Genomic DNA, 12,410 nt, shown 5'->3' on the forward strand with positions numbered 1-12,410 from the left:
CTACTCGCACACCGGGTTGGTGGGGCCATCCGAACTGGTCCACCTCCATCGGAGTACCTCTGTCCTGCGACAAGTCGGCCGGACAGCCCCATGGGACCGGCCAGCGCCGCAGTCCGTGCGGCGTTGGACGATCCCATGGGGCGTTGAGCTGCCGGGCGTGTGCCGGGGTCGGTTGGGTCAGGGGGTGACGCGCAGGTCGTTCCGCACGCTGGTCACGCCAGCGGCGGACCAGGCGGCGTGCTCGGCACCGCGGCGATCCGCGAAGGATCGCACAGTTCCGTGCAGGGTCAGCTCGTGGTCCTTGAGGTCGATGGTGATGGCCTGGGTGCGCAGTTGGGCGTTGCGCGCGATGGCCTTCTCGACCGCGGGCTTCATGACGGTGACCCCGCCGCCTTGGCTCAGCGAGATGTCGTTCCTGATCCCGGCGAGACCGTTGAGGTAGGTGACGGCGCGCTCGGCGGCGTCGCGCTGGTATGCCCAGGCGACGGTGCCGGACAGCGTGATCACGTGGTTGTCGACGTCTGCCTTCACGGTGGCAGAAGGCACATCGACCGCCCAGTCGAGCAGCTGCGTGGCCTTCTTGGCGATCTCGCCGTCTTCGGTGCCGGACGACCGCGGGATGCGGACGACTATGCCGTCGATGACGGACTTGACGCCCCACAGGCGCATGGCTGCCCGCTTCGCGGCGTGCCGCTCGGGCAGAGTGCCGACGTCGCCGGCAAGGTTGACGACACCCTCCTTCACACTCACCTCGATGCGCGCGGCGTCGAGGTCGGGCGTGAAGAGGAGCTCGTCGCTGATGAGGGTTTGGAGGTCCTTGTCGGTGCGCTGTACTGCCTGTGTCATGAGTCGAACGATGGTCCCTCGGGCAGGATTGCTCAAGGACAATTAGGTATATAGCCAAAACAATCTTCTAACTCGGTAAAAAGTTCCCGTATATAGAGCAAAGTAGACACCTATTACGTACAACATTTATTGTCTCCTCTCTCTTGCACGCGCCGCGCCGACTGGGCCGAACAGGCGTAGGCTGCGAGCGTCGCTCAGGACCCCGGCGGCCGACATACCGCCGATGGCGGTTGGCCCGCCCCCCAGTCGAGGTCCACATGAACGCGATGAAGTCACGAACCCTGCTCGCAGCGGTCCTCACCCTGCCGCTAATCGCCACCGCAGCGTGTGGTGGCGGCGGAGATGAGACCTCGGGCAGTGACGCCGCCGCCGCGCGGGGTCCCATCAGCATCTGGTATTCCAACAACGCCCAGGAAGTCGCGTGGGGCAAGCAGGCAGTGGAAATGTGGAACGCCGCCCACCCGACCGAGAAGGTCACGGCGCAGGAAATCCCAGCCGGCACGACGTCCGAGGCAGTGATCGCCGCGGCCATCACCGCCGGCAACGCGCCCTGCCTCGTCTACAACACCTCGCCAGCGGCTGTGCCCAACTTCCAGGCCCAGGGCGGGCTCGTCCCGTTGGACGACTTCGCCGACGGCGCGAGCTACATCGCGGGGCGCTCGGGGGCCACGGCCGACCAGTACAAGTCGGATGACGGCGCCTTCTACCAGCTGCCGTGGAAGGCCAACCCGGTGATGCTCTTCTACAACAAGAAGGTGCTCACCGCGGCCGGCGTCGACGCCGACAACCCCCCGCTGGGCACCTACGCGGAGTTCCTCGACACGGCAAGGAAGATCGTCACCAGCGGCGCCGCCAAGTACGCGATCTACCCGTCGCCGTCGAGCCAGTTCTTCCAGCCGTGGTTCGACTTCTACCCGCTGTACGCGGCCGAGAGCGGCGGCGAACTCCTGGTCAAGGACAAGAAGGCCACCTTCGACTCCGACGCCGGCAAGGCCGTCGCCGGGTTCTGGGCGCAGGTCTACAAGGACAACCTGGCCGGGAAGGAGGCCTACAACGGCGACTCGTTCGCCGACGGCACCGCGGCGATGGCGACCGCCGGGCCCTGGGCAATCTCCGCGTACAAGGACAAGGTGGACTGGGGTGTGGTGTCGGTACCGACGGGGGCCGGCAGCGCGATCGACCAGCCGACGTTCAGCGACGCGAAGAACATCGCGGTCTACACGGCCTGCGCCAACCGGGGCACCGCGTGGGACTTCCTCAAGTTCACCACCAGCGAGGAGCAGGACGGCAAGCTGCTCGAGATGACCGGCCAGATGCCGCTGCGCCAGAACCTGGAGCAGACGTACGCCGCCTATTTCGCGGCGAACCCCGCGTACAAGACGTTCGCCACCAAGGCGGCGCATCTCGTCGAGGTGCCGAACGTGCCGACTTCGGTCGAGGTGTGGCAGACCTTCCGCGATGCGTGGTCGAAGTCTGTGATCTTCGGCGAGGAGGACCCCAACCAGGCCCTGAGCGGGGCCGCCACGAAGATCAACGATCTCGTGAAGTGACCCGATGAGCACCGTCGCTCCGCCTGCCGAGCGCACGGCGGCCAAGCGGCTGGCGACCGGCATCCTCGGCCGCCAGCCGATCGGCCTGCTGTTCAGCGCCCCGTACGCCGTGTTCATCGCCGCGCTCTTCGCGTACCCGCTGGGGCTGGCCGTCTGGATCTCGTTCCGGCACTGGGTGTTCACCGCCCCGGGCGTGAACGTGCCCCGACCGTTCGTGGGTCTCGACAACTACGTCGACGTGCTCGGAGATCCGGCCGTGCGCCGGTCGTTCCTCAACATCCTCATCTTCTTGGTGATCAACGTCCCGCTCACCGTGGTGCTGTCGCTGGTCCTGGCCACCGCGCTCAACGCGGCGATCCCGTTCCGGACATTCTTCCGCGGCAGCTTCTACGTGCCGTACGTGACGGCCAGCGTGGCCGTCGTTGGCGTATGGCTGTTCCTGTTCAGTTCCGGAGGCCTGGTCAACAAGGGCATCGGTCCGCTGGCGCCCGACCCGTCGTGGCTCGTCAACGGCACCTGGGCGATGCCGTCGATCGCGCTGTTCGTCACCTGGAAACAGCTCGGCTTCTTCATCCTGGTCTACCTGGCCGCGCTGCAGAACGTGCCGAAGGAGCTCTACGAGTCGGCCGCCGTCGACGGCGCGTCGAGGTGGCGCCAGTTCCGCGCCGTCACCGTGCCCGGCGTCCGGCCCGCGACGACGCTGGTGACCCTACTGGCCCTCATCACCGGCGCCAACCTGTTCACCGAGCCGTACCTGCTGACCAATGGCGGCGGGCCGAACGGGAAGTCGGCGACACCAGTGCTGTTGATGTACCAGAAGGGCATCGAACAGGGTCACCCCGACGTGGCCGCGGCGATCGGCGTTCTCCTGGTCATCGGGGTGCTGATCCTCGCCGCCGCACAACAGCTGCTCGAGCGGAGGCGGGGATGACACAGACCATGACCGATGCCGCGGCCGCGACCGACCCGGCACGCGACGCGGTCCCGGCCGCAGCGCCGGGGAAGCGCTCGCGCTGGCGGATCGCCGCGCTGACGGTCGGCGCGCTCCTGTTCCTCTTTCCGTTCTACTACATGATCGTCGGCTCGCTCCAGAAGAACCCCGACACCTCCCTTGGCGGCGTGCTACCGATGCCGGGCAACCTCGGCCTCGACAACTACATCGAGATCAACGCGGCCGTCAACCTGGGTCGGACGCTGTTGAACTCGATCATCTTCACCGCTGGGGTGGTCACGGGCACGCTGGTCTTCGGCGTGTTGGCCGGCTACGCGCTGGCTCAGCTGCACTACCGCGGGCGCGGCACGCTCTTCGCGGCCATGCTGCTGCTTCAGGTGATCCCGTTCCAACTGTTCATCATCCCGCTCTACGTGCAGATCGTGCGCAGCTACGGGTTGGCCGATTCCTACCTCGGCATGATCCTGCCGTTCGCGATCAACTCGGTGGCGGTCTTCATCTTCCGGCAGTTCTTCCTCCAGCTGCCGGAGCAGCTCTTCGAGGCCGCGCGCATCGACGGCGCCAGCGAGCTGCGCATCCTGCGCAGCATCGCGCTCCCGCTCGTGCGACCAGCACTGCTCACCGCGACGATGCTGACGTTCATCGGGCCGTGGAACGAGTTCCTCTGGCCGTTCCTGGTGACCAAGCAGGCCGACAAGCAGCCGCTCGCGGTCGCGCTCGCCAACTACATCAGCACGGTCGCCGCGGCCGCGGACAACCCGTACGGCGCGATCCTCGCCGGCGCTTGCGTGCTCGCGGCGCCCGCGGTCGCGCTGTTCATCGCATTCCAACGGCACTTCGTCTCGGCCGAACTGGGTTCGGGGGTCAAGGGCTGATGGTCCCGTACCGCATCCGGCGACTGGGCGTGCTCATGCGCCCGGATCCGTCGCTCGACATCGAGGCCGAAGGGGTGCTCAACCCCGCCACCGGTCGCGACCCGGAGGGGAGGCTGTGGCTGCTGCCGCGACTTGTCGCCGCGGGCAACGTCTCCCGGGTCGGGCTCGCGGAGATTCGTGTCGAAGGGGGAGAACCTGTCGGCGTGCGCCGCGAGGGGGTGGTGTTGAGCCCTGACGAGGGCTGGGAACACGGTCACACCCACGGCGGTGTCGAGGACCCCCGGGTCACCTGGATCCCCACGCTGCGGCTGCACGTGCTGACGTACGTCGCGTTCGGGCCGCTCGGGCCGCGCCCCGCGCTGGCGGTCTCCGCGGACCTGCGTGCGTGGCGGCGGCTCGGCCCCATCCACTTCGAGTACCAACCCGACCTCGACACGGACCTGAACCTGTTCCCCAACAAGGACGTGGTGTTCTTCCCGGAGCCGGTGCCGGGCCCCCACGGCAGCCCCGCCTACGCCCTGCTGCACCGTCCGATGTGGGACCTCGGGCAGGCCCTAGGCGGCGCCTACCTGCCAGCGGGGACCGCGGACGCACGGCCAGGAATCTGGATCTCCTACGTCGCGGCGGACGAGGCGGTGGTGGACGTCCGCGCCCTCACGCACGTGAGCGGGCACCGCCGCGTCGCGCTGCCCGCGTACGACTGGGAAGCGGTGAAGATCGGCGCCGGGCCGCCGCCGGTACGGGTGCCGGAGGGATGGCTGCTGATCCACCACGGGGTGTCCGGCGTCGAGGTCGAGGGCTGGGGTCCGCAGCAGAATCTGCGTTACGCCGCCGGCGCGATGCTGCTCGACCCGGCCGATCCGGGCCGGCTGATCGCCCGCACGCCGGACCCGTTGCTGGAGCCGGTCGAAGCCGAGGAGAGGAAGGGCACCGTGCCCAACGTCGTCTTCCCGACCGCGATCGAAGAGATCGACGGACAGCTGTTCGTCTTCTACGGCATGGCCGATTCGAGCATCGGCGTCGCACGCCTCGAGGAGGCACGGTGAAACCGTTCCAGGTGCTCGCCGCAGTAGTGACAGCCCTGGTGGTGGCACCGGCGGCCGCCGCGCCCGCCCAGGCACAGCCGCCCGCCCGCCTCACGAACCTGGCGCACCTCGACTTCCTCACCGAGATGGTCACGCCGCCGGTGCAGGCGGGCCACACCACGTACCGGCTCGAACGGGAACCCGCGATCGGTGTGCTCTGGGTGTACGCCGACGCGCGGGCGGGCGGCACCTACGAGCGGGTCGGCGGCGGCGCCTATGACCCGGCCACCAACACGTGGGGACAAGGCTCATACGACGCCGACGACATCTCCCGGGCCGCCGTCGTCTACTCGCGACACTGGGCGCAGGTCGGCGACCGGCACAGCCGGGAGATGGCCTACCAGCAACTGCGCGGGCTCACCTACCTGCAGACGGTGTCCGGACCGGACGCTGGCAACGTGGTGCTCTGGATGCAGCCCGACGGCGTGCTCAACCCGAGCGCCGAGCCGGCCGAGTTGCCGGACCCGTCGGACTCCGGCCCGTCGTACTGGCTCGCGCGGACAATCTGGGCCCTCGGCGAGGGTTACGCGGCCTTCCGCACCGCCGATCCCGCGTTCGCCGCGTTCCTCGAGGCCCGGCTCGACCTCGCCGTCGCCGCGCTCGAACGCCAGGTGCTCACGCGCTACGGCGAGCACCAGATCGTCGACGGCGTACGGGTGCCCGCGTGGCTGATCGTCGACGGGGGCGACGCGAGCGCAGAGGCCGTGCTGGGGCTGTGCGCCTACCTACGGGCTGGCGGGACGCGTGCGGCGCGGACCGCGCTGGCCCGGCTCGCGACGGGCATCGCGGCGCTGGGCAGCGGCGACGCAGACACGTGGCCGCACGGTGCGGTGCTGCCGTGGGCGCTGTCCAGGTCGTTCTGGCACGCGTGGGGGGCGCAGATGCCCGCAGCCCTCGCGCAAACATCGGTGACGCTGAGCGACCAACGGCTGCTGCGGCCAGCGGTGGACGACGCGGCCGCCTTCACGCCCCGCCTCCTGACCTCGACCGGGCCGGTCAACGGCTGGCTACCCGCGCCCGCGGACGGCACACAGATCGCATACGGCGCCGACGCCCGCGTGCAGTCGCTGCTGTCCGTGGCGCAGGCTTCGGGTTCGACCGGGCTGCGGCGGCTCGCCGGTGTGACCGCCGGCTGGTACTTCGGCCAGAACCCCGGCGGCGCGGTCATGTACGACCCGGGCACGGGCGCCACGTTCGACGGCGTCACCGGCGACGGCGCGGTCAACCGCAACTCCGGCGCCGAGTCGACGATCCACGGCCTGCTGTCGATGCTCGCGCTCGACGCCAACCCCGACCTCGCGGTCCTCGCGAAGTCGAGCGGAGTCGTGGCGACGCGCGACGGTCAGCGCGTGGTCGAGGCGGAGTCTGGTGTGCTGGCCGGCCCGGCTACGGTGGTCACACCACCGTCGCCCTGGACCGGCGAGTCGCTGTGGAGCGGCGGTGCCTACGTCTCTGTGTCGGCCGGAAGCACCGTCACCTGGACGGTGCCCGCCGCCGGCCAGCCGGTCCAGGTGGCGGCGGTCGTCAACCGCGTGCCCGGCCGCGGTGGGGTCAGCCGGTTCGACGGCCTCGGCGACGTCCGCTACGGCGGCGGAGGAGTGCAGGGCGTGTCCCCGGCGCCTGGGGCCCTGCTGCCGATCGTGCTGCCACGCCAGATGCCTTCGGGCTCTGCGTCGCTGGTGGCGACGACCACCGCCGGCTCAGGCCAGCTCGACGCGCTCCTGCTCACCCCGCTGGTGTCCACCCTGGTCGCCGGCGACACGACCCTGCTGACGAGCGTCTCCGATCGGACAGAACGCCGCACGGTGGTCGGCCGGACCAGCGCACGCAGCTACGACAACCGCGGGCGGCTGACTGGCGTCCTCGTCGGCCGGAGCCCCATCACAGTGCTCGTTCCCGCGGGCGGGTTCGCCATCGCGCGGGGCTGACGTGGCCCGCAGCGGCCCGGTTCAGTCGGCGGCGTCGAGGCGTAGGAGTTCTACTTCCGGCCAGTGGGCGGATGGTGCGCGCATCAGTGCGTCGGGCCGGTTGGACAGGTGCTGGTCGAAGAACGCGTCGCTTCACGAGCCGTGCCCGGAGTTGACCAAGGCCAGCTGTGCGCGTCAGCCGCGCAGCCGCGGCCACAGCCCCACCCATTCCGAGCTGCTCAACATTGTTCCGACCAGCAGGAACGGCTGGTCGAGTACGACAGTGCTTCCCGGCCCGAACATGCGGCCGTCGAGGTTGATGCCAGCCCTGACCCGCCGGTCGGCGTACATCACCGCTCCGGTGGTGGCGCCGCCCAGGGACTGGCCGAACATGCCGATGCGGGACAGGTCAGCCGCGCCGGCCAGCCCGTCGGGCAGTCGCTGATGTTCGGCGTCGATCGGCCGAAGTGCGGGCAGCGGCGGCCTGGTCTACGCGCAGATCATGCCGCCGGCCGGCAGCGGGCCGGGGTTCGTCGACGCGCTGCTGACCGGGATACGGGTGCGACCTACCTGATCATTACCACCGTGAGGATGTCGATCCGGTCCGCGTGCGCAATGGTGACCTCGACGGTTCCGGGCCTGAGGAAGACGATGTCGACAACCCCCGCTTCGTACGCCGACGAGACCAGCTCATCGGGATCGACGGTGACGAGCCCCGGTCCGATGCCTTGCAGGCGCAGAATTCCGCCTGCCGTGAAACAGAGCGACTTCAGGAGGTCGAACTCGGTCTCCGCGATCTTCAATTCGTAGCGGACGGGTCCGAAGCAGCTGGCGTCCAAGGTCGGCGTCGGCGAGGGCTTCGGCGGCACCTGGGGTCGGCTGCGCGGCGGGCGGGGCGATGGCAGGGAGGCCGCCGTGGGTGGCGCGATCGACGAGGGTGCCGGCCCGGCGGCGGCGGTGGTCGCTGCCGCCGACTCGATGGGTAGCGGCGCCACCGCGATCTTGCCGACACCGCAGGCGGCGGCCGTTCCGGGCAGGGTCAATGCGAGGAGGACGGCGACGAGTCGCCGGCACATCAGCTGACCCCGGCGCCGGTCGGTGCGGGGGCGACGGTGAGTTTCTGCCGCAACTGGCGCCTCGCTTCGTGGATCCGTGCTTTCACCGTCCCCTCCGGCACGCTCTGCAGTCCGGCGATTTCGCGATAGCTGAGGCCGAGGACGTCGCGCAGGGTCACGGATTCGGCGAGATCGGGACTCAGGCAGTCGAGCGCGTCGAGCAGGTCCAGCCGGGTTCCGGCGATGACGCTGGTGCGGCGCGGATCCGGCGCGTCGGGCAGTGGCGTCCCGGACGCCGCGGTGTCGAAGGGCCGGCGCAGCCGCTGGTAGGTCGACCTGGCCCGGTTTGCGGCGAGCCGGTGCAGCCAGGTACAGAACGACGAACGACCTTCGAACCGGGTGATGCCCTGCGCGAGCGCGAGCAGCGTGTCCTGGCACGCCTCCTCCGCGTCTTCCCGGCAGGGCAGGAACCTGGCACACAACCGCAGGACCTCGGGGCCGACGGCGACCAGCAGCGAGTCCAGCGCGCCCGGTCACCGGTGGCGGCCGTCCGCGCCAGGATCTGCAGCTCGTTCCGGGCCGGGGTTTCATTCATGCACTGAGCATGCGCGCGCCGGCCGGACGAGGCGTCCAGCCGGTGCCAACTTGAGTGGATCATCTGGCTATCTGACGACCACGACGGTCAGCGTCCGCGTCGCCGAGTCGCCGTGGGTAATGGCGAACGTCACGGTTCCAGGGCGCAGGAAACGGCAGTCGCGCACCGCTGCCTCGTACGAGCAACGGACCGCGTCGGCCGGGCTCACCACGAAGCCCTCGGGACCGAGGTTGGACACCCGCAGCACGGCACCGACCTTCAGGCACAGCGCCGGCCACGGCGGGCCGCCTTCGGCGGCGTCGATCCCGTAGGGAGCGGTCGCCCGGCACGCCGGCGCCGGCTTCGACACCGAGGCGATCGTCAAGCTCAGGGTTCGGATCCCCGCGTCACCGGGATCAATTGTGAGACGGACCTTTCCGGGGTGGACCAGACGGCACTCGCGCACGCCGGCCTCATACCAACAGTCCATCTTGTCCGATGGACTCACCGTGAATCCGTCCGGACCGAGGTTTTCGACGCGCAGGATGCCACCGACCCCCATGCACAGCGGGCGCCAGGGCGGTCCGGTGTCGGCCGCGTTGAGCCGATGGACGACCGCGCCGAGACAGCGCGAGCCGGACGACGAACGGGTGTGTCGTGGCACGGCGACAGGCGCCGCGGCCTGCGGCGTCCGCACCGCAGGGAAGGGTCCGGCGGTCGCCGGCGCGGTGCTTGCCGTGGTGCTGCCGGCCGGACCGGGCATGGCTTTGCTTGGCCCGGGCGCCGAGGTGCAGGCGGCCGCCGCGGCCACCGAAGCCAGCGCGAACACGGCGAGCGCCGCCAACCGCGGAAGATGAGGGGATCGCATGATGATGACTCCTTCGTCGAGGACATTCACCCTGTTAGTCCTCGCGCCGAGCCCTTTTGTTCGGACGCGACCGCGCCCGTTTGTTTCGGCGGCGTCAAACACACTGCTGTCGGTGGCCGTGCTCACCGCGCTGCCACGACTGCGAGTGTCGCTACGCCGGGTGTTGTGGCCCGCGTTGTTCGTCGCCGCGGGACTGGAGTTGCTCAAGAGTCTCGGCCGCCTCTACGTGCAACGCACCGAGACCAACGCCGCCTACCTGGTCGTTGCCGGCGCCGTCGGGCTGCTGGTCTCCTCAACGCCGTCAACCAGCTGATCCTCTTCGCGGCAACAATGGCCGCTACCAGCACAACCGGGAAGGTTACCGATCTGGCTGCTCGTGGCTCGCGCGACGCCAGCCCGCCATGATCAAGCGGATCGACGATGTGCTCGTCGACATTCCGGAGTCGGAGTTGCACCGCATGTGGCAGTGGTGGAGCATCACCCGATCGGGCTGTGGAACGGGAGTGATCAACTCTGGTCCGCGTCGCCGCCGGCCGTCATCGAGGTACACCTGGCGTGGTTGTGTGCGGCGGCGCGTCGGTGGCGATCATTGTGGCCCGGAGCCGGGTAAGGGTCTGCTTCAGTAGCCGGGATACGTGCATTTGGGACAGGCCGATCTCGGCGGCGATCTGGGTTTGGGTCATGTGGTCGAAGAATCGGAGGGCGAGGATGCGTTGTTCCCGGTCGGGCAGGGCCGTGATGAGCAGCCGCAGTGTCAGGTGGTCGTCAACGTCGACGTAGCGCGGGTCGATCGCGCCGAGCAGGTCGATGCGGTCGATGCCGGTTCCCGCGGTGTGTGGCGCGTTCAGCGATTCCAGGTTGTAGGCGTGTGAGGCGCGGAGCGCGGCCCGCAGGGAATCGATGGTCACGTGCAGGTGGTCGGCAAGTTCGGCGGCGGTCGGGTGGCGGCCCCGCCGGTGGCTGAGCTCACCGGTGGCAGTCGCTATCTTCTGGTTTAGCTCCTGGGTCGAGCGCGGAACGCGCATGGCCCAGGCGGTGTCGCGGAAGTGCCGTTTGAGGGCACCGAGGATGGTCGGGACGGCGTAGGCGGTGAACGGGACCTGGCGGCTGCTGTCGTAGCGGTCGACGGCGGTGATCAGGGCGAGGGCGGCGACCTGGGCCAGGTCGTCGAGGGGCTCACCACGGCCGGCGTAGCGGCGGGCCAGTCGGCCGGCCAGCGACAGATTGTCCTCGATGGCCCGGGCGCGGAGTCGGGCCCGGTCGGGATGCCCCGCCGGCAGGTTGTCGCGTCGGCACAACAGCAACTCGGTGCTGGCGGACGCGCCGCCCGGTTGCCAGCGGCGTGTTGGCGGAACAGCATCGATGGTCGTGGCCACGAGGCGGTGAGGGCCGACGACGGGCGTCGGCGGCTTCGCGGGATGGGTGAGCGCCGCGGTGATCAGGGCTGGCTCGGCACGGATGGTCACGATGATCAACGCCCTATGGAGTCGCATGCGGTGTGGCGGCTGACGGCGCCCCTGTTTAGACGGTGCCGAGAAGTCGCTGGATGGTGACCGCTGGGTCCGGGCGGCGTGGATTCGCCAGCGTGAACGCTGCCGAGCGCATGGTTGCGGAGAAGGCCAATCCTGGGGATCACTCTACGCCGATGCCCAATAGACACCAGGGGCTTGGCCGGCGAGGGTGTGCTCACCCGAAGCCCCAGGCCGCGGCGGACCGCGCGGAGCCTGCCGCTTCGGGCGTAGGGTGGGTGGCGACAAGCCGCCCGAGGAGCCCGTCGCGTTCGACCCGGTCCTTGTCCCAACGTCACCTGCCCGTCCGCGGCCTCACGAACCGCTTGGTATCGGAGGCGCTCGCATGCAATCAGGTTCGGTGTCGCGGCGTCCGGTTGGGGCGGTGCGGTGAATACCGATCGACGGATGCGGTTGTGGGGCCTGCTCGCGGAACAGGCCCATGGTGGACCGATCGCGGTCGACCATGTCTGCCACGTAGTCACGGCGTCGGCTGGTGTGGACGGCGCCGCCGTCACGGTGGTGCTCGGCGCTTCTCCCCGCGAAACGGTGTACGCCACCGACGAGGTCGCCGCGGAGCTGGCCGAGCTGGCCCTGACCCTGGGCGAGGGGCCCGGGGTGGATGCCGCCGACGGCGGACCGGCGCTGGCCGTCGACCTGACCGGCTCGGACAGCCTGGCCCGCTGGCCGATGTTCGCGCCCGCGGCAATATCTGCCGGGGCGGGTGCGGTGTTCGCGCTGCCGCTGCACGTCGGCGGGATCCGGGTCGGTGTCCTAGACCTCTACCGTGCCCGGCCCGGCAGCCTGAACGGGGGCCAGCTCGCCGACGCGCTGCTGCTGGCCGACACCGCGTGCGCTCTGCTGCTCGACGCGGAACAGCACGGCCGGCCACACCCGGACGGACGCCGTCCCGATCCGGACGGCTTGGCGCAGCCCGAGGTGCATCAGGCGACCGGGATGATCACCGTGCAGTTGGGGGTGAGCGCGGCGGTGGCGCTGATCCGGCTGCGCGCCTACGCGTACGCCCACGACCGGCGGCTGCATCACGTCGCCGCGGACGTGGTAGCCCGACGGCTACGATTCGACCCTGACCCTGACGAACACCGCGGCGACCGTTGAGGCCTCCGACTTGGCGTGCTCGGATGACAAAGGGCGGCGGCAGGCCGCCGGCAGGACAGGTCTACTGTCCA

The 12,410-nt window shown here is 69.7% G+C and carries 13 protein-coding genes; 7 read left to right on the plus strand and 6 right to left on the minus strand.

Annotated elements, in window-relative coordinates:
- Window positions 1–177 precede the first annotated feature (177 nt).
- Window positions 178–846: a BON domain-containing protein gene (locus AB0J74_RS27525; protein WP_363452881.1), complete on the minus strand. Its 669-nt coding sequence runs from the start codon at window positions 844–846 to the stop codon at window positions 178–180.
- Window positions 847–1,112: 266 nt separating this feature from the next.
- Between AB0J74_RS27525 and AB0J74_RS27530 the strand changes: the two genes are divergently transcribed.
- From AB0J74_RS27530 to AB0J74_RS27550, 5 genes are read left to right on the plus strand one after another with little or no spacing between them, the layout of a single operon-like run.
- Complete coding sequence (locus tag AB0J74_RS27530) at window positions 1,113–2,396, plus strand: extracellular solute-binding protein (protein ID WP_363452883.1); 1,284 nt, start codon at window positions 1,113–1,115, stop codon at window positions 2,394–2,396.
- Window positions 2,397–2,400: 4 nt separating this feature from the next.
- On the plus strand, window positions 2,401–3,327 hold the full coding sequence (locus AB0J74_RS27535) for a sugar ABC transporter permease (RefSeq protein WP_363452885.1): 927 nt from the start codon (window positions 2,401–2,403) through the stop codon (window positions 3,325–3,327).
- Window positions 3,324–4,223, plus strand: coding sequence for a carbohydrate ABC transporter permease (locus AB0J74_RS27540; RefSeq protein WP_363452887.1), 900 nt, complete (start codon window positions 3,324–3,326; stop codon window positions 4,221–4,223). The genes AB0J74_RS27535 and AB0J74_RS27540 overlap by 4 nt, the downstream gene beginning before the upstream one ends.
- Window positions 4,223–5,269, plus strand: coding sequence for a hypothetical protein (locus tag AB0J74_RS27545; RefSeq protein ID WP_363452889.1), 1,047 nt, complete (start codon window positions 4,223–4,225; stop codon window positions 5,267–5,269). Before AB0J74_RS27540 ends, AB0J74_RS27545 begins: the two co-directional genes overlap by 1 nt.
- Window positions 5,266–7,236 carry a hypothetical protein gene (locus AB0J74_RS27550; RefSeq protein WP_363452891.1) on the plus strand — a complete coding sequence of 657 codons (1,971 nt, stop codon included), beginning with the start codon at window positions 5,266–5,268 and terminating at the stop codon, window positions 7,234–7,236. Before AB0J74_RS27545 ends, AB0J74_RS27550 begins: the two co-directional genes overlap by 4 nt.
- Before the next feature lie 174 nt (window positions 7,237–7,410).
- On the opposite strand, the gene AB0J74_RS27555 is transcribed toward AB0J74_RS27550, so the two are convergent.
- From AB0J74_RS27555 to AB0J74_RS27570, 4 genes are all read right to left on the minus strand, one after another.
- Window positions 7,411–7,692, minus strand: a complete 282-nt coding sequence (locus tag AB0J74_RS27555; RefSeq protein WP_363453102.1) for a hypothetical protein — start codon at window positions 7,690–7,692, stop codon at window positions 7,411–7,413.
- 89 nt (window positions 7,693–7,781) lie between these two features.
- On the minus strand, window positions 7,782–8,291 hold the full coding sequence (locus tag AB0J74_RS27560; RefSeq protein ID WP_363452893.1) for a hypothetical protein: 510 nt from the start codon (window positions 8,289–8,291) through the stop codon (window positions 7,782–7,784).
- Window positions 8,291–8,752 carry an RNA polymerase sigma factor gene (locus AB0J74_RS27565; protein WP_363452895.1) on the minus strand — a complete coding sequence of 154 codons (462 nt, stop codon included), beginning with the start codon at window positions 8,750–8,752 and terminating at the stop codon, window positions 8,291–8,293. The genes AB0J74_RS27560 and AB0J74_RS27565 overlap by 1 nt, the downstream gene beginning before the upstream one ends.
- Window positions 8,753–8,932: 180 nt before the next feature.
- A complete protein-coding gene (locus AB0J74_RS27570; RefSeq protein WP_363452897.1) occupies window positions 8,933–9,838 on the minus strand; it encodes a hypothetical protein in 906 nt (301 codons plus the stop codon).
- On the opposite strand from AB0J74_RS27570, the gene AB0J74_RS27575 reads away from it, so the two are divergent.
- Window positions 9,825–10,025 carry a hypothetical protein gene (locus AB0J74_RS27575; protein WP_363452898.1) on the plus strand — a complete coding sequence of 67 codons (201 nt, stop codon included), beginning with the start codon at window positions 9,825–9,827 and terminating at the stop codon, window positions 10,023–10,025. The two genes, AB0J74_RS27570 and AB0J74_RS27575, sit on opposite strands and share 14 nt — an antisense overlap.
- A 223-nt stretch (window positions 10,026–10,248) precedes the next feature.
- Here the strand turns inward: AB0J74_RS27575 and AB0J74_RS27580 are convergent, their stop codons facing one another.
- Entirely contained in the window at window positions 10,249–11,178 is a 930-nt protein-coding gene (locus tag AB0J74_RS27580) for a SigB/SigF/SigG family RNA polymerase sigma factor (RefSeq protein ID WP_363453104.1), read from the minus strand.
- A gap of 450 nt (window positions 11,179–11,628) precedes the next feature.
- Between AB0J74_RS27580 and AB0J74_RS27585 the strand changes: the two genes are divergently transcribed.
- The gene (locus AB0J74_RS27585; protein WP_363452900.1) at window positions 11,629–12,339 is read left to right on the plus strand and encodes an ANTAR domain-containing protein; all 711 of its coding nucleotides are present in this window, start codon (window positions 11,629–11,631) and stop codon (window positions 12,337–12,339) included.
- Window positions 12,340–12,410 lie beyond the last annotated feature (71 nt).

This window comes from Asanoa sp. NPDC049573, from assembly GCF_040676615.1.
GTDB lineage: Bacteria > Actinomycetota > Actinomycetes > Mycobacteriales > Micromonosporaceae > Asanoa.

Bases quoted from the DNA above. Each gene is read 5' to 3' on its own strand.
- AB0J74_RS27540 (WP_363452887.1), top strand. From the start codon at position 3,324: ATGACACAGACCATGACCGATGCCGCGGCCGCGACCGACCCGGCACGC.
- AB0J74_RS27560 (WP_363452893.1), bottom strand. From the start codon at position 8,291: ATGTGCCGGCGACTCGTCGCCGTCCTCCTCGCATTGACCCTGCCCGGA.
- AB0J74_RS27585 (WP_363452900.1), top strand. From the start codon at position 11,629: ATGCGGTTGTGGGGCCTGCTCGCGGAACAGGCCCATGGTGGACCGATC.
- AB0J74_RS27525 (WP_363452881.1), bottom strand. From the start codon at position 846: ATGACACAGGCAGTACAGCGCACCGACAAGGACCTCCAAACCCTCATC.
- AB0J74_RS27530 (WP_363452883.1), top strand. From the start codon at position 1,113: ATGAAGTCACGAACCCTGCTCGCAGCGGTCCTCACCCTGCCGCTAATC.
- AB0J74_RS27545 (WP_363452889.1), top strand. From the start codon at position 4,223: ATGGTCCCGTACCGCATCCGGCGACTGGGCGTGCTCATGCGCCCGGAT.
- AB0J74_RS27535 (WP_363452885.1), top strand. From the start codon at position 2,401: ATGAGCACCGTCGCTCCGCCTGCCGAGCGCACGGCGGCCAAGCGGCTG.